General features: G+C 47.6%; 24 protein-coding genes. 12 read left to right on the top strand and 12 right to left on the bottom strand.

Features of this window, described 5'->3' with window-relative positions; genetic code table 11:
• The first annotated feature begins 281 nt into the window (after window positions 1–281).
• The 3 genes from Q0852_RS07330 to Q0852_RS07320 all read left to right on the top strand — a co-directional run bounded on the left by Q0852_RS07330 (window position 282) and on the right by Q0852_RS07320 (window position 1,449).
• The gene (locus tag Q0852_RS07330) at window positions 282–629 is read left to right on the top strand and encodes a DUF2956 domain-containing protein (protein ID WP_299016021.1); all 348 of its coding nucleotides are present in this window, start codon (window positions 282–284) and stop codon (window positions 627–629) included.
• 70 nt (window positions 630–699) lie between these two features.
• Window positions 700–1,146 (top strand): DUF1499 domain-containing protein, encoded by a 447-nt coding sequence (locus tag Q0852_RS07325; protein WP_299016019.1) that lies wholly within the window; start codon window positions 700–702, stop codon window positions 1,144–1,146.
• Window positions 1,147–1,227: 81 nt separating this feature from the next.
• Entirely contained in the window at window positions 1,228–1,449 is a 222-nt protein-coding gene (locus tag Q0852_RS07320; RefSeq protein ID WP_299016017.1) for a hypothetical protein, read from the top strand.
• 60 nt (window positions 1,450–1,509) lie between these two features.
• On the opposite strand, the gene Q0852_RS07315 is transcribed toward Q0852_RS07320, so the two are convergent.
• The 6 genes from Q0852_RS07315 to napF all read right to left on the bottom strand — a co-directional run bounded on the left by Q0852_RS07315 (window position 1,510) and on the right by napF (window position 6,108).
• Window positions 1,510–1,644 (bottom strand): TIGR02808 family protein, encoded by a 135-nt coding sequence (locus Q0852_RS07315; protein ID WP_299016014.1) that lies wholly within the window; start codon window positions 1,642–1,644, stop codon window positions 1,510–1,512.
• Between the two features lie 39 nt (window positions 1,645–1,683).
• Entirely contained in the window at window positions 1,684–2,259 is a 576-nt protein-coding gene (locus Q0852_RS07310; RefSeq protein WP_299016011.1) for a NapC/NirT family cytochrome c, read from the bottom strand.
• A 30-nt stretch (window positions 2,260–2,289) separates the two neighbouring features.
• Window positions 2,290–2,754, bottom strand: coding sequence for a nitrate reductase cytochrome c-type subunit (locus Q0852_RS07305; protein ID WP_299016009.1), 465 nt, complete (start codon window positions 2,752–2,754; stop codon window positions 2,290–2,292).
• 104 nt (window positions 2,755–2,858) lie between these two features.
• A complete protein-coding gene (gene napA / locus Q0852_RS07300) occupies window positions 2,859–5,345 on the bottom strand; it encodes a periplasmic nitrate reductase subunit alpha (RefSeq protein ID WP_299016006.1) in 2,487 nt (828 codons plus the stop codon).
• Window positions 5,342–5,614: a chaperone NapD gene (locus Q0852_RS07295; RefSeq protein WP_299016003.1), complete on the bottom strand. Its 273-nt coding sequence runs from the start codon at window positions 5,612–5,614 to the stop codon at window positions 5,342–5,344. Before Q0852_RS07295 ends, napA begins: the two co-directional genes overlap by 4 nt.
• Before the next feature lie 5 nt (window positions 5,615–5,619).
• A complete protein-coding gene (gene napF / locus Q0852_RS07290) occupies window positions 5,620–6,108 on the bottom strand; it encodes a ferredoxin-type protein NapF (protein WP_299016000.1) in 489 nt (162 codons plus the stop codon).
• Window positions 6,109–6,403: 295 nt separating this feature from the next.
• Between napF and narQ the strand changes: the two genes are divergently transcribed.
• From narQ to Q0852_RS07275, 3 genes are read left to right on the top strand one after another with little or no spacing between them, the layout of a single operon-like run.
• On the top strand, window positions 6,404–8,095 hold the full coding sequence (gene narQ / locus Q0852_RS07285) for a nitrate/nitrite two-component system sensor histidine kinase NarQ (protein ID WP_299015997.1): 1,692 nt from the start codon (window positions 6,404–6,406) through the stop codon (window positions 8,093–8,095).
• A gap of 10 nt (window positions 8,096–8,105) precedes the next feature.
• Window positions 8,106–8,732, top strand: a complete 627-nt coding sequence (locus Q0852_RS07280; RefSeq protein WP_299015995.1) for a response regulator — start codon at window positions 8,106–8,108, stop codon at window positions 8,730–8,732.
• A complete protein-coding gene (locus tag Q0852_RS07275) occupies window positions 8,732–9,058 on the top strand; it encodes a DUF4156 domain-containing protein (RefSeq protein ID WP_299015993.1) in 327 nt (108 codons plus the stop codon). The genes Q0852_RS07280 and Q0852_RS07275 overlap by 1 nt, the downstream gene beginning before the upstream one ends.
• A 59-nt stretch (window positions 9,059–9,117) precedes the next feature.
• Here the strand turns inward: Q0852_RS07275 and Q0852_RS07270 are convergent, their stop codons facing one another.
• Window positions 9,118–9,399, bottom strand: coding sequence for a helix-turn-helix domain-containing protein (locus tag Q0852_RS07270; RefSeq protein ID WP_299015990.1), 282 nt, complete (start codon window positions 9,397–9,399; stop codon window positions 9,118–9,120).
• A 447-nt stretch (window positions 9,400–9,846) separates the two neighbouring features.
• Here Q0852_RS07270 and Q0852_RS07265 point away from each other — a divergent pair, with 447 nt between their 5' ends.
• From Q0852_RS07265 to Q0852_RS07245, 5 genes are all read left to right on the top strand, one after another.
• Window positions 9,847–10,245, top strand: coding sequence for an MAPEG family protein (locus tag Q0852_RS07265; protein WP_299015987.1), 399 nt, complete (start codon window positions 9,847–9,849; stop codon window positions 10,243–10,245).
• A gap of 113 nt (window positions 10,246–10,358) precedes the next feature.
• Window positions 10,359–10,727, top strand: coding sequence for an ArsC family reductase (locus Q0852_RS07260; protein WP_299015984.1), 369 nt, complete (start codon window positions 10,359–10,361; stop codon window positions 10,725–10,727).
• An 11-nt stretch (window positions 10,728–10,738) separates the two neighbouring features.
• Window positions 10,739–11,872: a succinyl-diaminopimelate desuccinylase gene (dapE, locus tag Q0852_RS07255; RefSeq protein WP_299015981.1), complete on the top strand. Its 1,134-nt coding sequence runs from the start codon at window positions 10,739–10,741 to the stop codon at window positions 11,870–11,872.
• A complete protein-coding gene (locus tag Q0852_RS07250) occupies window positions 11,869–12,564 on the top strand; it encodes a M15 family metallopeptidase (protein ID WP_299015980.1) in 696 nt (231 codons plus the stop codon). The genes dapE and Q0852_RS07250 overlap by 4 nt, the downstream gene beginning before the upstream one ends.
• Entirely contained in the window at window positions 12,565–12,756 is a 192-nt protein-coding gene (locus tag Q0852_RS07245) for a DUF2897 family protein (protein WP_299015978.1), read from the top strand.
• A 250-nt stretch (window positions 12,757–13,006) separates the two neighbouring features.
• Here the strand turns inward: Q0852_RS07245 and Q0852_RS07240 are convergent, their stop codons facing one another.
• The 4 genes from Q0852_RS07240 to frsA all read right to left on the bottom strand — a co-directional run bounded on the left by Q0852_RS07240 (window position 13,007) and on the right by frsA (window position 17,456).
• On the bottom strand, window positions 13,007–14,263 hold the full coding sequence (locus tag Q0852_RS07240) for a glutamate-5-semialdehyde dehydrogenase (RefSeq protein ID WP_299015976.1): 1,257 nt from the start codon (window positions 14,261–14,263) through the stop codon (window positions 13,007–13,009).
• A gap of 38 nt (window positions 14,264–14,301) precedes the next feature.
• Entirely contained in the window at window positions 14,302–15,423 is a 1,122-nt protein-coding gene (gene proB / locus Q0852_RS07235; RefSeq protein ID WP_299015973.1) for a glutamate 5-kinase, read from the bottom strand.
• Between the two features lie 200 nt (window positions 15,424–15,623).
• On the bottom strand, window positions 15,624–16,028 hold the full coding sequence (crl, locus tag Q0852_RS07230) for a sigma factor-binding protein Crl (RefSeq protein ID WP_299015970.1): 405 nt from the start codon (window positions 16,026–16,028) through the stop codon (window positions 15,624–15,626).
• A 168-nt stretch (window positions 16,029–16,196) separates the two neighbouring features.
• Window positions 16,197–17,456, bottom strand: coding sequence for an esterase FrsA (gene frsA, locus Q0852_RS07225; protein WP_299015967.1), 1,260 nt, complete (start codon window positions 17,454–17,456; stop codon window positions 16,197–16,199).
• Window positions 17,457–17,702: 246 nt separating this feature from the next.
• Here frsA and Q0852_RS07220 point away from each other — a divergent pair, with 246 nt between their 5' ends.
• Complete coding sequence (locus Q0852_RS07220) at window positions 17,703–18,005, top strand: hypothetical protein (protein WP_299015965.1); 303 nt, start codon at window positions 17,703–17,705, stop codon at window positions 18,003–18,005.
• An 83-nt stretch (window positions 18,006–18,088) separates the two neighbouring features.
• Here Q0852_RS07220 and gpt read toward each other — a convergent pair whose 3' ends face one another.
• On the bottom strand, window positions 18,089–18,547 hold the full coding sequence (gene gpt / locus Q0852_RS07215; RefSeq protein WP_007466568.1) for a xanthine phosphoribosyltransferase: 459 nt from the start codon (window positions 18,545–18,547) through the stop codon (window positions 18,089–18,091).
• Window positions 18,548–18,549: the final 2 nt, after the last annotated feature.

The raw sequence follows: 18,549 nt of genomic DNA, 5'->3' as shown, positions 1-18,549 counted from the left end.
ATCACGCTTTGAACAGTAAATAACGGATGGGATTCTCATTTTATTACATAGGTCACAGTCTGAATTTAAGTTTTAAAAACCATGACAGAACGCCATTAAAACATTAGATATCATCAACTTAGCAACAGCAGGCAAAAACAACCCATTTATTCACCGTCTGTTTATAAGTTGAAACTTTCCTACATTTGAAGGCTAATTAAAACACATCTTTCCTCGTAACCTTTTACCAGCAGGGTATAATCCCATCAGAACAGTAACTAATAGTTCCCAATGGATTAGTCATGGCGAAAAATAAACAACAAGCAACCCCGTCTCCCGAAACCCAGGCTGAAGCAATGAAAATAGCCCGGGCAACACAGAAACCCGGACAAACAAAAGAACAGACCAAACTGATTGCCCAAGGAATACAAAAAGGGATCGAGCAATATAAAAAGCAACAGAAAGTGAAATCCCGCGAAAGGGATAAGCTACGCAAGAAGCAAGAAAAGGAAAAACAGGCAGAGCTGCCACAAGAAGCACTACAATCTACCGAGTACCAAATCATTTACAAGCAACACTGGCTTCCTTGGCTATTACTTGTACTTTCATGGTTAAGTTTTGCTGCCTATATATACCAAACTGCAGCTTAACTGGCCCGAGCCAAGCAAAACCTGCGGCACAACAATTTGCTCATTAGTTGCAAAGAATAAGGACAGTCTTATGAAAAAAGTGCTTTTGTTGTTTTCCGGCCTGTTGCTTTTAGGCTGTTCAAAAGCCGGTTCGCCGCCGTCTTCGCTCCCGGATCGCACTGGTAAGCTATGTGGTGATAAGCCTAACTGTGTCTCGACGATAGAACTACGGGACGACTTCAAACTGCCACCATTTGAACTCAATCAGCAAGGAGTAGAGAGCTGGCAGACCATTATCGACATCGCCCTTTCTCTTCCCGGCGCCGGCCTGGGTCAGCAAGAAAATGGCTATATACGAATAGAATGCCGCAGCCGTATTTTTGGTTTTATCGATGACTTTGAAATAAGGCAACATGACAACATGCTCATCGTCCGCTCGGAATCCAGGACAGGCTATTCTGATTTCGGCGTTAACCGGAAAAGGGCTGAACAATTTCGCCACCAACTACTGGCCGCAGGCTTGCTTAAATCTCAATAATATCGCCCAGGCGCATGATTACCGCTTGATAATGATTACCATTTAGAGCTATATTAACCATATAGTTCTGGAGGGGATCTCATGGACAGACCATCATTTCTGGTAATTAGCTTTATTGGCTTACTGAGTATGGTCGTCTTGCACCTTGCTGAAATCTGGCTGACGGGCAAGGCAACATCGCTCAAGCCGTTCCTCCTCGAATGGCTGCCGCTTTACTTGTGCTGGATAAGCTTACTATGTATCGGGCTGTTCCGACGCGCATCCGGCCATAACCACATACGCAAAACCAGCTCAGCGAATTAATCCAAACAAAAAGCCATGTCGAAGGACATGGCTTTCTCATCTAAATAAACCGTCAGCAGCTTAAATATCCTTGTCTTTACCCAAGGACAGTAGCCATACAGAAACAACTGCCACCGCGGCAAATCCCGTCAGGATAATCACTGGCATTGCGGCATAACCCAACGTGTGCCAGATAAGCGATTCTAATGTACTCATCGTAGTCGTACCTTTGTATTATTACCTGAAAATCAGGCTTTACTGCCAGCCTTCGACATTTTTCATGTCAGGAAGCTTATGCGCAATCCCTTTATGACAGTCGACACAGGTTTTCTCACCTGATGCCAGAGCCGTTGAATGCTGCTTCACACTTCGAGGACCTTGCTCTGAAAAGTCCATGTATTCAAAGTTATGGCAATTACGACATTCCTGTGAATCATTTTCTTTCATCCGGTGCCATTCCCGATTAGCCAAATAGCCCCGGCGCTCTTTGAACTTCTCTTCCGTACCGATAGTTCCCATCGCAAAAGCCACCAGCTCTTTTGATGCCTGTACTTTTCGGATAATTTTATCCGTCCAGTTATGCGGTACATGACAATCAGAACAAATCGCCCGCACCCCTGAGCGGTTAGCAAAGTGAACCGTCTCGCGAATTTCTTTCACAATCGGAGCATGACAACCGGAACAAAACTCTTCGGTATTCGTCGCTTCCATCCCAGTATTAAATGCGCCCCAGAACAACAGCCCGCCAATAAAACCCATGAACAAGACCAAACCTACCGCCACCTTGCTCGGTGATGTCAGCCTTAGCCAAAATGCTTTCAATATTTTCATCTATAGCCTCTCTATCTCTAATGGCTATAACTAGCGCAGTGCATCAACACGTTGGAAGTTGTTTTCAACCAATGGCTTGGCATCTGCCTGAGGAACATGACACTGTAAACAGAAGTAACGACGAGGAGATACATCTGACAGTACCTGCCCTTCACGAGTCTGATAATGGGTCACACTGATCTTGGTCGCGCCCATCTCATTAGCATTTTTCCAGCTATGACACGCAAGACACTTATTGGCATTCAATGACACTTCGTAATGACGAATAGTGTGTGGGACCAGCGGTGGCTGATACACATAATCGCTGTCAATCGTGCCCTGGTCGCGAGGATAACGTTTCATCGCATCTGCCGGACGTGTTGCTTCCAGCTCAGTCACACCACGCAATGATTCAACACCACCGATGCCGCCTGGATTATGAAGCTCTTCTGCACTTTGTACGGCGCCGGCTACCATCATGCCAACCGCCATCACTGCTAAAACTAAACGTTTCATTTTGTTCTCCGCCTTATGGCTTAATTCGAGTCAAACAAGGACTACCCGCATCCCCAGCGCGGACAGTCATTGCCATTACATTCAATGAGTTACACTTTAGTAAGTTACACTTTAGTAATCTTGATTGGGCACTTCTTGAAGTCTGTCTGCTTAGACAGCGGGTCGGTCGCATCCAGAATCAGCTTATTAATCAAAATACGTGCATCAAAGAAAGGAACGAAAACCAAGCCAACTGGTGGACGGTTACGTCCTCGGGTTTCAACTCGACAATGAACTTCACCACGACGGGAAGCCAGTTTCACTTCATCACCGCGACGCAAGCCACGAGACTGAGCATCATCCGGGTGGATATAGCACACCGCGTCCGGTACGGCTTTATAGAGCTCTGGTACACGACGGGTCATCGTACCTGTATGCCAGTGCTCCAAAACACGACCGGTACATAGCCACATATCGTATTCCTTGTCCGGCACTTCAGGCGCAGGCTCGTACGGAGCAAAAATGATGTTAGCCTTACCATCCGGCTTGCCGTAGAAACGGTAGCCTTCACCCGCTGGTACATAAGGATCTGAACCTTCAATGAAACGCCACTGGGTTTCTTTCCCGTCAACAACCGGCCAGCGCAAACCTCGAACCTGATGGTAAACATCATACGGTGCCAAATCATGACCATGGCCGCGACCGAACGCAGCATATTCTTCAAACAGGCCTTTCTGAACATAGAAGCCTTGTGACTTGGCATCATCATTCAGCTTCTGGGCTTCTGATAACGGGAATTTATCAACCTGGCCATTGCGGAACAGCATGTCGTACAAAGTTTTGCCACGGTACTGAGGTGCTTTCGCCAGCAGATCTTCACCCCAGACTTCTTCCATCTTGAAGCGCTTAGTAAATTCCATTAGCTGCCACAAATCAGACTTCGCATCACCCTGAGCTTCTACCTGCTGATACCATGCCTGGGTACGACGCTCAGCGTTACCATAGGCACCTTCTTTCTCCACCCACATAGCAGTCGGTAGGATCAGGTCTGAAGCCTGTGCCGTTGCCGTCGGATATGGGTCAGAGCAAACAATGAAGTTTTCAGGATTACGATAGCCAGGCAGACGCTCTGTATTGATGTTCGGACCGGCCTGCATGTTGTTGTTACACATAACCCAATAGGCATTGAGCTTGCCGTCTTTCAGCATCCGGTCCTGCACTACTGCGTGATAACCCGGTTTCGGCGGGATAGTTCCTTCCGGTAGCTTCCAGATTTTTTCACTGATCGCACGGTGCTTCGGATTTTTTACCACCATGTCTGCTGGCAGACGGTGAGCAAAAGTACCAACTTCACGCGCCGTACCACAAGCCGAAGGCTGACCCGTCAATGAAAACGGGCCGCTACCCGGCTGGGAGATCTTACCGGTCAGCAAGTGGATGTTATAAACCAGGCTGTTCATCCACACACCACGGGTATGCTGGTTCATCCCCATAGTCCACAGCGACATCACCTTAACTTTAGGGTCAGCATAAAGCTTGGCCATTTCCAGTAGTTTATCTGGAGAAACACCGGACATTTCAGATGCCTTCTCAACAGTATATTCAGCAACAGAAGCCTTATACTCTTCGAAGTTCATCGGATGAAGCTTACCCGAGTTAGGGTTTGCCGCTTTCTTCTGCAACGGGTGCTCATCACGCAGGCCATAACCGATATCGGTTGTCGCGCGTTTGAAGTGGGTATGCTTGTTGACAAAATCCCAGTTCACCGCATCATTCTGAATAATGTAGTTAGCAATAAAGTTCGCAATCGCCAAATCGGTCTGAGGCTCGAAAATCATCCCGTTATCTGCCAGTTCGAAAGAACGGTGATAATAGGTCGACAGCACGTTCACTTTGACATGAGGATTACTCAAACGGCGGTCAGTAATACGGGTCCACAATACCGGGTGCATCTCAGCCATGTTTGAGCCCCAAAGCACAAACGCATCAGAATGCTCGAAATCATCGTAACAACCCATCGGCTCATCGATACCAAATGTACGCATAAAGCCACCAACAGCAGAAGCCATACAGTGACGGGCATTGGGATCGATATTGTTTGAACGGAAACCAGCTTTCATCATCTTGGCGGCAGCATAACCTTCCATTACTGTCCACTGACCGGAACCGAACATACCAACGCCTGACGGACCTTGCTTTTTCAGTGCCTCTTTCCATTTTTCAGCCATTACATCGAACGCCTGATCCCAGGAAACCGGCTGGAAATCACCATCTTTATCAAACTTGCCGTTTTTCATACGCAGCATCGGCGTCTGCAGACGATCCTTACCGTACATGATCTTCGACAAGAAATAGCCTTTGATACAGTTCAGACCTTTGTTAACCGGCGCTTCAGGATCCCCCTGAGTCGCAACAACGCGGCCATTCTGAGTACCAACCAATACCGAACAACCTGTACCACAAAAACGACAAGGCGCTTTGTCCCATTTAATTTTGGTTTGATCAGAACTAACAATTAAGTTAGTCGCTGATGCCGGCAACGAGATACCGGCCACAGCTGCTGCCGAAGCAGCGGCGTTTGCTTTCACAAACGCACGTCTTGTCATTTTCATGAGTCATCCTCAGATTGCGAGTCAAAGTGTTCGATTTGGTGATACACCAAAAAAGTATTTAAAACGTGTTCTAAGTTATTGATTTTATCTATGGTATCCGTCACGTAGCCTTGGTTTTGAGTTTCAAGGACTACGATGATTTTCCCTTCTTCACTGTCGCCGTAGATTTCTGCATTAGGCAACGCAAGTATCTGAGCCTTTACCCTCTCAAGGTGGTCAGGTTTAACATGAACCACCAGACTCGAGATATGCACTTCTTGTAATGCCATCGCTGTTACTCTTCTAATTGATGGGTAACCATGGTGATTGCCGATACCGGACATACCGACAAGCAGGCCCCACAGCCTGTACAACCCTCACTATCCAGTACAGGTTGGGCGACACCGCCCGGCTGTAGCCTAAAGCTGATAGCTTGGACCTCACACATATCGCCGCAGCTACGGCATTCGATATGGTTACGGGCCAGGCATCCCTGTCCAATCTCCGCTTTCAACTCCCAAGGCGTCTCAGTCCTGGGGTGAAACAAAGATTCCGGACAAGCCTCCGCACAGGCATAGCAAAACGTACATTCACCATGATTGAAGTCGACAGTCGGAAACCCGCCATCGCCTTTAACAATAATTTGTGTCTCACACGCATTGACACATTTGTTGCAGCGCGTGCATCGCTCTGTAAACGTATCTTCGTCAATGACCCAAGGCATACGCTGCAATAAAGGCTTACAACGCCGGGTCAACAGGCTACGGCGGGAACGATCAAACATATGCTCATATCTCCGTATAACCTTCGTAAAAAAAGAATGTTGATGTATCCAGTGTGTACTTAATACGCCTAAACAGCATTAACAAACTGTCATTTTTGTATACAAGTAGTGTAAATTCGCAAATAAATGCTTAAATACCCAGTAAGGGTTAAATAGGGGGTGATTTTGTTTTGGATCAATAAAATAAAATGACATACCTCACACTATCAACTACTGCCTTGTGAAGAATGGTGAACAATTAGTCTTCAAACGACCCGATTCAGCCTGCGATACCAGAATTTAAAAAGGATACTCAGTGAAAAAAAGGCCTTTAAAGCCCGTCACCACCACCATTGCCCGTGCTATGCTGGCGATCCTGTTGCTATCGGTGATGACCACCAGCTTTTCCCTGCTAACCCTGGCATCGAGCCTCAACGATGCAGAAGCAATCAATGTCTCGGGTTCCATGCGTATGCAAAGCTATCGCCTGGCCTACGATATCCAAACCGGCTCAGGGCAACTTTCCGATCACCTGACGAAGTTTGAATCTTCATTATTCTCACCATCAATGGCCGCACTTGAGCACTGGACTGTCCCGACTGATATCAAGCTGCACTATTACAACCTGATCGGACGCTGGGAGAACCTGCGACCACTGCTCGAAAGCGGTGAACAGCAACTATTTCTTGATGAAGTAGCTAAATTTGTTGATCGAATCGATCGCTTTGTCTTTGAGCTGCAAGAGTTTTCCGTCATCAAACTTCAGGTGCTGGCCATTATCGGCGGGATCGGACTCAGCCTAATCCTGATCATCGTCCTGTTCACCATCCATTTCACCCAGCGCAAGGTCGTCTCGCCGCTCAACCGCCTGGTTTCAGCCAGCCAGCAGGTACAGAATGGGGTGTTTGATGTTGAACTGAATGTCAAAAGCGAAAATGAACTGGGCACCCTGGCCAGCACCTTTTCCCAAATGGCAGCGGAACTTGGCAAGCTCTACCGAGATCTGGAAAAAACCGTCGATGAGAAAACGCGCCGCCTACGCCATGCCAATGAATCTTTGCAAGTGCTTTACCATTGCTCACAGGAGCTTTCTGTCAGCCGTCTGTCATCCAATAATTTTTCTGCCATGCTCGACACTCTTATCGATATTGAAGGCCTGACGGCGACAAAACTGGTCATCGAAGAAAGCAATGGGATAAATACGGAAATTACGGCAGGCACTCCAGCCGACCAGCAGTGGCACTACCAGGATCTTGAACTGGATAATCAAGTACTTGGTCAGCTTTGGTGGCAATATACCCTGCCCTGCCCGGACAAAAACCTGATAAATAACATTGCCCGCACTCTGGCACGAGGTATTTATTACAATCGAGCCCAGAAACAAGCCGAACAATTATTATTGATGGAAGAACGTGCAACCATCGCACGCGAGCTGCATGATTCCCTGGCACAATCACTTTCATACCTGAAAATTCAAATGACATTGCTTAAGCGCCAGCTGAGCAAGAACGAGACCGACAGTGCCATGTCGATCATCTCTGACATCGACAGCGGGCTATCCGGAGCCTATACCCAGCTCAGAGAGCTGCTCAGCACCTTCCGCCTCACCATCAAAGAAGCCAATTTTGGTGAAGCATTGGTAGAGATGCTCAAACCTCTCGAAGAGCAGAGCAATGCCATGCTGATCATCGATAACCATTTGTCATCATTAAATTTAGATGCCCACCATCAAGTCCATCTGCTACAACTAATCAGAGAAGCGGTGCTCAATTCGATTAAGCATGCAGAAGCAGATGAGATCATTGTCGCCTGCCATCAGGAAGGCGATCAGGTTAATGTCAGTATCAGTGATGACGGCAAGGGTTTCGACTCAACCTGCGAAAAGCTCAATCACTACGGGCTGGCGATCATGACCGAACGTGCATCACGCCTCAATGGTGAGCTTACAATCGATACAAAACAAGGCTCAGGCTGCGCAGTAGCCCTGAGTTTTACACTTGAGCCTTAAGGATAAAAATATGACGTGTTGGAAAATTATGATTGTGGATGACCACCCGCTAATGCGGCGAGGGATCAGCCAGTTACTCAGTTTTGAACCTGATTTTAAAATTGTCGGCGAAGCCAGCAACGGGGCAGATGCTGTACTGCTTGCCAGTGAAAATGATCCTGACTTGATCTTGCTCGACCTGAATATGAAAGGCATGTCCGGACTTGATACCCTAAACGCCATGCGAGCCGAGGGCATCCAGTCCAGTATTGTCGTACTGACCGTTTCTGACAGCCGCGCTGATATCAAAGCGCTGGTTAACGCTGGTGCAGATGGCTACCTGCTCAAAGATACCGAGCCAGATCAACTGATTGAGCTGCTAAAGCAGGCATTGAGCGGAAACCAAGCCTACAGCGATCTGGTACGAGAATACCTCGAAGATACAACTGAGCAAGACTCGCTTCTCAACACCCTGACCGAACGGGAGATGCAGATCCTGAAAGAAGTAGCCAAAGGCTACCGAAATAAACAGATTGCCGATTCACTGTTTATCTCCGAGTCTACCGTCAAGGTACATATGAAAAGCCTGCTGAAAAAGCTTCAAGTGAAATCACGGACAGCCGCAACAGTTCTCTACCTGGAGTCACAGGGACAATAATGCAATTACGAACGATCGCCGTAATCTTTATACTGCTGCTGACGGGATGTGAAACAACCCAACTCCAGCCCAATGGAGAAAGTATCCGAATCCGCTGGAATGCATCGGAACAATTTAACGCCTGCGAAGAAAAAGGAATGGTGATTGGTTCAGAAGGGAGCTGGTACTCTTTTTGGTTTATAAGCAATGAAGCTTTAACTGAAGGGGCTATAAATAGCGTAAAAAACCAAGCGGCTCAACACGGGGCAAATACTATAAACCTGTATAGTCTACAGTCATTCAGTACATCAGTAACGTTAATGGGCAATGCCTACCATTGCCCATAATCACAGGTAAATCTTTCCTAAAAATAAAACATGATAGAAACCGCTGAATGCGGTTTTTATCAGCTTGAAACAGAAGAGATAATATCCTGCTCCCGTGATTGAACCCATTGCAAATCAAACGGCCCCCAATCACTCAGTTGGTAATAACCGTCATTATGACGTCTACCGTCCTGAATAAATGCCAGCTCAATTCCAAAACCAGGAAGGGCTTTTAATACATCCTGAATAGTACGGCGCGGCCAACCCGTAATTTCGATAAGCTTAGGAACGTTAGGACGCTCCATTTGTTCGACAAGCAGTGCGAGATAAAGACGACGGGCAAAAACCGGATTCAATTCCATTGAGACCTCCATAATTTGAGATTTCATTATTCCGCTTCTAACAAACTTGATGTTGAGTTTGATCAAGATGCAGGAGGATTTATGGGCTACTTGAATACAAATAAGTGATTTGCATCTCACTTTTATCGTCATCAATTAAACGAACCCAACACCACTCAAAAATAACAACCTCTATATTATCAACAGCTTGAATCGCAAACCAATCAATCAACTCGAATTATCCAACTAATCTCAGGCAAAAATTGAACCGAAAGCACCACAACACTTATTTAAAAATCACGCACTTAATCTGCATAAATATATTCCCACAATGCGCAATGAACCTGTCACAAGTTCATCTCAGGGTATCTTCATCTCACAAGAACATATACTTAATTTCATCCTGAACGATCAACCCGCTTATACGTTCTACACTAAATACCAGATCCTGCTGATTAGGCACAGACTATGACCCCCGCATTCTGGTGTATCATCATCTCAATTCTAATCAACTACCTGCTGGCAGGCATTGGAGGATGGCTCACAGTTCGTCAAACTGGCCGTTTCGACCTCAATCCGCCGCGCATTCAGGAAAGGGAATTAACCGGTGCAGCAGCACGAGTAAAAGCCGCCCAAGCCAACGGCTGGGAAGTAACGCCAATCTTTGCCTGTTGCGTATTTATCGCCCACTTTGCCGGCGTCCCGCCTGAACAGGCCGCCCTACCCGCTTACCTGTTTGTTCTCTCCCGGATTCTCTATATGGTGTGCTACGCCTGCAAGCTGAACCCATGGCGAACCATCGTCTTTGCCGTCGGACTCGCCGCCTGCGCCTGGCTGATCCGAATGGCAATTATTTCAAACCCCTAATGCCATTACCAATCTTTCATTTCTATCACGAAGTCTTTGTTACCATTGCTAAGCCCCGGCATTCTCGTTATAAAGAAAGGCTAATTCGATAACAAAAAGTAAGTCAGTAAACTATGAGCACAATTGCCTACGGTATTAAAAACTGCGATACCATCAAGAAAATGAAAAAATGGCTGGAAGCCGAAAACATTGAATATAGCTTCCACGACTATCGCGCCGATGGCCTGGATCTAGCGACGCTTGAAACCTTCGAAGCCCAACTTGGCTGGGAAGCGATGGTTAACAAGCGCGGTACTACCTACCGTCAGCTTAGTGACGAGCAAAAATCCAGCTTAAACCGTGATACAGCAATTAAGCTAATGCTGGAATACCCGGCTATGATCAAACGACCGCTGCTGGTTCATAATGAAACCTACCACCTAGGTTTCAAACCAGTCCAGTACCAAGAAATTTTCCAACCGTCTCCAGCAGACAACGCATAAAGGATACAAGGATGTCAGATAGCCCGGTAATCGCCCTGGCGAAAGACTTTATCAGCCGTATCTCGGTAACACCGGAAGACGCCGGTTGCCAGGATGTGATGATCGCACGACTTGAAAAAATAGGCTTCAAGATTGAACCGATGATCTTTGAAGACACCACCAATCTATGGGCCCGTCGTGGCACCGAGGCTCCTCTTTTTGTCTTTGCCGGGCACACGGATGTTGTCCCTGCCGGGCCGTCAGAACTCTGGCATACTCGGCCGTTTGAGCCGACAATTATCGACGGCTACCTTCACGGCCGTGGCACTGCTGACATGAAAGGCTCCCTGGCCTGCTTTGTGGTTGCTATCGAGCGCTTCCTGGAAACGAATCCTGATCACAAAGGATCTATTGCTCTGCTAATCACCTCGGATGAAGAAGGACCGTTTATCAACGGCACCACCCGAGTGATTGATACACTGGAAGCCCGTAACGAGAAAATCGACATGTGTATTGTCGGCGAACCCTCCAGCACCCATTTCGTTGGTGATGTCGTCAAAAATGGCCGTCGAGGTTCAATCACCGGAGATGTCAGCATCAAAGGTACCCAGGGGCATGTTGCTTACCCTCACTTAGCTGACAATCCGGTTCACCGTGCTATGCCAGCACTGGCCGAGCTGGCCGCAACAACCTGGGATAACGGCAACGCCTACTTTCCGCCGACCAGTTTCCAGATTGCCAACCTGTCTGCCGGAACCGGCGCATCCAATGTGATCCCCGGCGAATTTCACGTTCAGTTTAACTTCCGTTTCAGTACCGAGCTGACTGCCGACGACATCAAACGCAAAGTTCACTCAGTTCTTGATGCCCACGGGCTAGACTACGACATGCAATGGACGTTCAGCGGACATCCGTTCCTGACCGACCATGGCGATTTGCTGGAAGCCGTTGTCGAAGCTATCGAAGAAGTTAACCACCAGAAACCGGAACTACTGACTACCGGCGGTACTTCGGACGGTCGCTTTATCGCACGCACCGGGGCCGAGGTTATCGAGCTGGGCCCGTGCAATGCCACCATCCATAAAGTTAATGAATGTGTGAAAGTTGCCGACCTCGAGAAACTCACCGACATGTACCAGAAGGTACTAGAAAAAATACTTAAATGAGCGATTCAATTTCAGCCCGGCGACTTAGCGCTGGGCAACTTACCGGACAGACAGAGACCCATCTGACCTACCACCAGCAGCACCTGTTGCACAGGGAAATGCAGCCGGCCTTTACTGCTCTTCAGCAAGCCGCAGCCATCGCAGGCTTTGATCTTCGGCTGGCCAGTGCTTTTCGCACTTTCGATCGTCAGCTGCTGATCTGGAACAACAAATTCAACGGCACCCGTCCATTGCTGGACAGTAACAGCCAACCTATGGATACAAGCCAACTAACAGAACTGGAAAAAATCCATGCCATCCTGCGCTGGTCGGCCCTGCCCGGAGCCAGTCGCCACCATTGGGGCACTGATGTAGATGTCTACGCTGCTAACTGCCTGCCTGAGGGAACCAAGCTGCAACTAGAGCCTTGGGAATACGAAAACGGCGGGCACCAAGCCGAATTCAGCGCCTGGCTCAATCAGCACATGGAACAGTTCGGCTTCTACCTTCCCTATGCTGAAGAACGGGGAGGTGTCGCCGCAGAGCCCTGGCATATCAGCTATTACCCAATCAGCAGGCATTTGCTCCAGCAACTGACACCAGAGCTGCTCTACCACACACTAAATGCAAGCCAAATAGCTGGAAAGTCGCAGATTTTGGAAAACCTTGATAATCTTTATAGTAAGTACATAGAGAATATCTGTGAGGTCTAAATGGAATGGCTACTTAACCCATGGGTTATCAGTATCATCATCGTCAGTGTTGTGGTCAGTAACATTGCAGCCTTGAAGTACACTGCCCATATGAAGTTCGGCTACAAAGATAAGATCAAGTACCTGCAGGAAAAATACGACCGTGAGCAACTGCAGAAAGAAGCCGAACAACACGAAGAAAAACAAAAGTAACAGTGCGATCTGACAATAAAAAACGAGAGCACTCAGCTCTCGTTTTTTTTCAATACCATTGAGTGATGTTTAACTCTAAGACAGCCACGTTAAAACAAAGAACAAGCGCTTAGTTTGTACATTACATAAAATCGCTTGATGGCTAGCTCAACGACAGATTCCACGAGAACAAAGAGAAAGCGCGGAGTTTGCGAACGCAAATAAGCACTTTCGATGTAGTTATCGTCGATTCTGGCAAAGAGATAAGCTATTAAGCGCGGGAGAGGTAGTTTGCAACCCCAACCCACTTATAGCTTGTCAGCTCTTCCAGCCCCATAGGGCCACGGGCATGAAGCTTCTGGGTCGAAACCGCAACCTCGGCACCTAAGCCAAACTGTGCTCCATCTGTAAAGCGTGTCGAAGCATTAACGTAAACCGCGGCTGAACCTGCGGCATTGACGAATCGTTCAGCGGCCAGAATATCATTAGTCAGGATCGCATCTGAATGGCTGGCGTTATGTTTGCGCATATGGGCAATGGCTTCATCAACATCTTTGACCACCTTGACCCCTAAGGTAAAACTCAGCCATTCAGTATCAAAGTCACCTTCGGCAACTTTACGCAGCTCAGTCGCCTTGCCTTCAAGCAGGGTATAGGCTGCTTCGTCCGCAACAAAAGCAACATTACTCTTATTTAAACGCTCGGCCAAACGTGGCAGGAACGCTTCAGCAACACTCTCGCTAACCAGCAGGGTATCAAGCGAATTGCATGCCGACGGACGCTGAACTTTTGAGTTTTCAACGACATCCAACGAGCGCGCCAAATCTGCTGTCTTATCGACATAAACATGACTGATCCCAAAACCGCCAATAATGACAGGAATGGTACTGTTCTCTTTGCACATTTTGTGCAAACCGGCACCGCCGCGCGGAATGATCATATCAACGTACTGATCCAGCTTGAGCAACTGAGAGACCAACTCGCGATCCGGCTTCTCAATGTACTGAACAGAAGCTGCCGGTAAACCCGCCTTTTCCAGCGCAATCTGGATCACTTTAACCAACTCCATATTAGAGTGGAAAGTTTCTCGGCCACCACGCAAAATGCTGGCATTACCGGTTTTTAGACAAAGCGCAGCAATATCGATAGTGACATTCGGGCGCGCTTCGTAAATCACTCCAACGACGCCTAAAGGCACGCGGCGGCGGCTAAGGCGCATACCATTTTCCAGTACCTTGCAGTCAAGTTCAGAACCAACAGGATCATTAAGGCTAATAACATTACGGACATCGTTAGCAATACCAGCTAAACGTGCTTCGTTGAGCAGCAAGCGATCAACCAGGGCATCTGTCATACCTGATTCACGCGCCGCCTCAATATCTTTGGCATTAGCTGCCAATATTACATCGCGGTTCGCTTCCAGCTCATCGGCAATGATCGCCAGCGCCTTATTCTTTTGTGCTGTTGCTACGGTAGCCAGATCGAAAGCAGCCTGCTGAGCGGCTTTACCCATCACTTCAAGATTCACAATACTTCCTCTTTAATATCCGTATATTTATAGTTAGATCAAATGACAACCAGATCATCTCGATGAACGGCAACCGGGCCATATTCATAGCCCAGGACCTGATAAATATCCTGACTATGTTTTCCGGCTATCTTTTCCATATCCTTACTTGAATAACGACTGATCCCACGCGCCAGCAACACCCCGCGAGTATCATAAATACGGGTCACTTCACCACGCTCGAAATTACCTTTTACTTCCGTAATGCCTTTTGCCAGCAAACTGCTTCCTCGCTGCTGAACCGCAGTCGCAGCACCGTCATCGATAACAATATCACCAGCAGGAGGAGGACCGGCCAGGATCCAGCGTTTACGACTTTCAAGCGGCGATTCCAGCGGAAGAAAACGAGTACCAACCGCTTTACCTTTCACTAAGTCATCAATGACATCCGGTCGGCTACCCGCAGCGATGACAACTTCAATGCCTGCACGACGGGCAACATCTGCAGCCTGCAGTTTAGTTGCCATACCGCCTGTTCCCAAGCCGCCCACGCTACCACCGGCTAGTTTATGTAGAGTTTCATCAATCGTGTGGACTTCCCGGATCAGCTCAGCGTCCGGATTGTTGCGAGGGTCAGCTGTAAATAAGCCTGGTTGGTCAGTTAGTAACAGTAACTTATCGGCTCCTGCCAGTATTCCGACTAGTGCTGACAGGTTGTCATTATCACCAACTTTAATTTCCGTCGTGGCAACCGCATCGTTCTCATTCACAACAGGAATAATCCCATTATCGAGCAAAGCAACGATCATATCTCGAGCGTTAAGGAAGCGCTCGCGATCATCCAAATCGGCACGGGTAAGCAGCATCTGACCAACATGCATACCATAGATACCAAAAAGATGTTCCCATTCCTGAATTAGTCGACTCTGGCCTACCGCAGCCAATAACTGTTTGCTGGCCATGGTTTTGGGTAATTCGGGATACCCCAAATGCTCACGGCCCGCTGCAATCGCACCGGAAGTGACCATTATGACCTTATGCCCCTGGCGGCGTAGCGAAGCGCATTGCCGAACCAGTTCAACCATATGGGCACGATCCAGCTTCAACGTTCCGCCGGTTAACACGCTGGTTCCAAGCTTGATGACGATCGTCTGCTGAGGCTGATGAGATTGTCCAACCATTTGGGACCTGACCTCTAATAAAGAGTGCGTCCCAGCGTCCTGCTCTGTAGCATTCAAGTTTTTAGTATCTGCCATTGGGATTAAACAATTGTGATAAATAAATTTATGTTCAGTTGTTTTATCAATCCCCTTGGTAGATCACAAGAAAAATGCGCTATTTAAGCGCATTATTCTTTAGCTGCAATTAATGATGAAACCAATCAGGCAACACTACCTAACTCCGCTTCTTCCAACTCGCTGGCCGCCGTTAATTCCAGCTTAAACTCATCCTGAAGCAGGCCCGTTAGTTTCGGGTAGAAATCATCCAGGGTCTGAAGTACCGCCTGTTGATGCTTGGCTGGAACACTTTCACGAAGCCAGTCCCCTTTATTGTCATAACGGCCAAAGTAATAACAGTATTCAAACCCGGTTTCAGTTGCTGTTATTTCCATCCACCAGCCCCAGAACTCCCTTTCTTCCGGTGCTTTTTTGGCACTGATACAACTGGCAAGGCAATCAAAGAAAAAACGACCTTCTGAGGACTTTTGCTGACGCAGGTAGGGGCCAAGCGCCGTTAGTTTAGTCATCAGGCGACCATGAGGCGGAAAAGTCGTGTTTGTCGTCATAGCGTATCTCCATCCATAGTCAATAACACAATCACAGCAACAATCGATATCTAAGCCGTACCCTGCAATACCAAAACCGCAAGGTATCTCACTGTTGTCATTCCATTTAAGCGATAAATACATCCAATAGCAACATTTTATTTACAAACTCCTGATCTACCGCCCAGATCAAGCAAGCTTATCTTTAAGCCAGTCAACAACCGTCAGCAGTGCCCGGTGATAGGCATCATGAAGTGGTTTTTCAGGCAAAGAAATAGCCTTACCGCCGTAGGTCGACATCGCAATCAGCTGATTATCCATATCGATACATACTGGATCATTTTTCAGGCGGATCCCTAACATGGGCACATCGATTTTACGTCGAGCCAACAGCCCCTGCTGCTTGAGCGACCAAGCCGACAGATGTGAAGTCAGGCTGGACTGAGATACCCCGTTTTTCCCCATCCGTGAAGCGATCATGTCCAGATACATTCTAGGCATGGCATTCAATCGCTTAGGATCTGTAAGAGTACTGTGAATCACTCCGCCAAGGCTAACGCAGGTCTTTAACCGGTTAGGTTCAAGAAAACCCAACCGAATTGCAGCATTACCACCAAAGCGCAACCCCAACATAGCCACCCGAGTATGATCGACCCACGGCACATCCTTGATCTGCTGTAGAAGAGCCTGATGAAGGCGACTCGTGTCCTCCGTCAGAGCCCATGCAGAACTGTGACCAACAGAAGGCATATCCAGAGTAACCATGGCAAAACCAGCCGGAGCCAGGTAGTCATGGTATAAACGCCACAAGTCAGACTGCAGGGTATCCAAACCACCACTTACCACAATGGTTGGCAATAACTTGTCGGTACGAGGCATATGAATAAATGCCTGGAAAGTTTTGCCTTCATATTTCACATCGATCGTTCTCATTTGATGTGGCATATAAGACATCGCTTCACGGTATGTCTGGTTAGCCTGCAACTCCGCCTGACCCGCCAGATCATCCCCTTTCAAATGAGGGTAGGCCGCAACGCTATAATACATACTGGCTGTCAGCAGCATTTGCGCCGCCTTCTCTTCCTCTCCGGCATTCACTAGATCCCGGGCGGTCTTCTGGTACATAGCACCAGACTGGCTCCATTCATAAATCCAGTTACCGGGTTTATAGCCAATCACTGTATCAAGCAAATCATCATCGGTACGCGGCGCTTCAGAATTTGCCATCCGAGATAAGATGGCTTCCATCTCAATCGGGTCTATTCCCTGCCATGCCCACTGTGGGCGCCTCAGGATCCGGTACCAGCCAGTTTCACTATCGCCATCAAGCGCATTATGCATAGGATTGGCAGAAACATGGGCAAGCTTGACCAAACTGGAGGTTTCTTTCGATGTTTGGCGTGGCGCAAACAGCTTCTCTGATAAATTGGTTTTGGATGGTTCTGACACGGTAAGCTCCATTTTCAAATCTATCTTTGCATACTGACCTTAAGAATGAATCCGTAAGAAGAAGGCATAAGTCAGATACATAAAGATATTTATAACAAAAGTATACCATCCAACAGTTGGTTGCAGTGTGCGCATCGATACAAAAAAGCATGCCATCAACAAGTAGGCCTACGAGAATAAGCTTACCCACTACCCATCCTGCGCTATGCTGATATGACTGTTAGTATTTTATACGGTGATAATTGTATGAAAAAAATACTCGCTGTATGCGGCTTGATATTGTTTTCAAGCTCTGTTTTTGCTTTTGGTAGTGGCGGTGTGCTTGGCGGAAATCCCGGAGAAGCTTCCGGAGCCGTAAATGCCAAAATCGCTGTCTGTCTTGATGCTTCAGGTGAACAAATCCCAAACTCTTATCAAACTAAACTAGACAGAAAATGTGATTTGACCGGTCGAGACATGATTGATCTCATTAACTACAACAACTTTTACCGTAACAAACCTAACGGAGAATCTCTTTCTGATATCAGAGGTAAAGCCCGCAACAGCTAGTACGGTACTAGATGCCAAAACGGTCACAAAGAAAACAAAAAAGGAACCAACGGCTCCTTTTTTTCAGTCTGGATTGTTCTGTATTATCGCTTCGCGATCGGATCAACAAATGTCACTGCCATATCCCATGGCTGCTCGATCCAAGTGTCCTGTGCAATATCAACAACATAATCGTCAACAAGGTGCTTACCCGCAGGTTTCGCGCACACAGTAACAAACTTCGCTTTCGGGTACATCGCGCGGATCATTTCAGCTGTACCACCGGTATCAACCAAGTCGTCGACAACCAGGAAGCCTTCTCCATCACCTTCAGCCTGCTTCAGCACTTTCATATCACGCTGGTGATCATGGTCATAGCTTGAAATGCAAACTGTATCGACGTAGCGAATACCAAGCTCACGCGCCAGAATAGCAGAAGGAACCAAACCACCGCGGCTAACAGCAATAATACCTTTCCACTGTTCAGCCGGAAGCAGTTTTTCTGCCAGCTGGCGAGTGTACATTTGCATGTTGTCCCAAGTGATGACGAACTTATTACTCATAT

Source organism: uncultured Photobacterium sp., assembly GCF_947502415.1.
Classification (GTDB): domain Bacteria; phylum Pseudomonadota; class Gammaproteobacteria; order Enterobacterales; family Vibrionaceae; genus Photobacterium.
Note: the sequence above shows the minus strand (reverse complement) of the source record. Positions and strands in the feature narration are given on the sequence as shown.

What these genes read in the sequence shown, in the direction of transcription:
- Q0852_RS07330 (WP_299016021.1), top strand. Translation starts at nt 282, where the DNA reads ATGGCGAAAAATAAACAACAAGCAACCCCGTCTCCCGAAACCCAGGCT.
- Q0852_RS07325 (WP_299016019.1), top strand. Translation starts at nt 700, where the DNA reads ATGAAAAAAGTGCTTTTGTTGTTTTCCGGCCTGTTGCTTTTAGGCTGT.
- Q0852_RS07320 (WP_299016017.1), top strand. Translation starts at nt 1,228, where the DNA reads ATGGACAGACCATCATTTCTGGTAATTAGCTTTATTGGCTTACTGAGT.
- Q0852_RS07315 (WP_299016014.1), bottom strand. Translation starts at nt 1,644, where the DNA reads ATGAGTACATTAGAATCGCTTATCTGGCACACGTTGGGTTATGCCGCA.
- Q0852_RS07310 (WP_299016011.1), bottom strand. Translation starts at nt 2,259, where the DNA reads ATGAAAATATTGAAAGCATTTTGGCTAAGGCTGACATCACCGAGCAAG.
- Q0852_RS07305 (WP_299016009.1), bottom strand. Translation starts at nt 2,754, where the DNA reads ATGAAACGTTTAGTTTTAGCAGTGATGGCGGTTGGCATGATGGTAGCC.
- napA (WP_299016006.1), bottom strand. Translation starts at nt 5,345, where the DNA reads ATGAAAATGACAAGACGTGCGTTTGTGAAAGCAAACGCCGCTGCTTCG.
- Q0852_RS07295 (WP_299016003.1), bottom strand. Translation starts at nt 5,614, where the DNA reads ATGGCATTACAAGAAGTGCATATCTCGAGTCTGGTGGTTCATGTTAAA.
- napF (WP_299016000.1), bottom strand. Translation starts at nt 6,108, where the DNA reads ATGTTTGATCGTTCCCGCCGTAGCCTGTTGACCCGGCGTTGTAAGCCT.
- Q0852_RS07280 (WP_299015995.1), top strand. Translation starts at nt 8,106, where the DNA reads ATGACGTGTTGGAAAATTATGATTGTGGATGACCACCCGCTAATGCGG.
- Q0852_RS07275 (WP_299015993.1), top strand. Translation starts at nt 8,732, where the DNA reads ATGCAATTACGAACGATCGCCGTAATCTTTATACTGCTGCTGACGGGA.
- Q0852_RS07270 (WP_299015990.1), bottom strand. Translation starts at nt 9,399, where the DNA reads ATGGAATTGAATCCGGTTTTTGCCCGTCGTCTTTATCTCGCACTGCTT.
- Q0852_RS07265 (WP_299015987.1), top strand. Translation starts at nt 9,847, where the DNA reads ATGACCCCCGCATTCTGGTGTATCATCATCTCAATTCTAATCAACTAC.
- Q0852_RS07260 (WP_299015984.1), top strand. Translation starts at nt 10,359, where the DNA reads ATGAGCACAATTGCCTACGGTATTAAAAACTGCGATACCATCAAGAAA.
- dapE (WP_299015981.1), top strand. Translation starts at nt 10,739, where the DNA reads ATGTCAGATAGCCCGGTAATCGCCCTGGCGAAAGACTTTATCAGCCGT.
- Q0852_RS07250 (WP_299015980.1), top strand. Translation starts at nt 11,869, where the DNA reads ATGAGCGATTCAATTTCAGCCCGGCGACTTAGCGCTGGGCAACTTACC.
- Q0852_RS07245 (WP_299015978.1), top strand. Translation starts at nt 12,565, where the DNA reads ATGGAATGGCTACTTAACCCATGGGTTATCAGTATCATCATCGTCAGT.
- proB (WP_299015973.1), bottom strand. Translation starts at nt 15,423, where the DNA reads ATGGTTGGACAATCTCATCAGCCTCAGCAGACGATCGTCATCAAGCTT.
- crl (WP_299015970.1), bottom strand. Translation starts at nt 16,028, where the DNA reads ATGACGACAAACACGACTTTTCCGCCTCATGGTCGCCTGATGACTAAA.
- Q0852_RS07220 (WP_299015965.1), top strand. Translation starts at nt 17,703, where the DNA reads ATGAAAAAAATACTCGCTGTATGCGGCTTGATATTGTTTTCAAGCTCT.
- gpt (WP_007466568.1), bottom strand. Translation starts at nt 18,547, where the DNA reads ATGAGTAATAAGTTCGTCATCACTTGGGACAACATGCAAATGTACACT.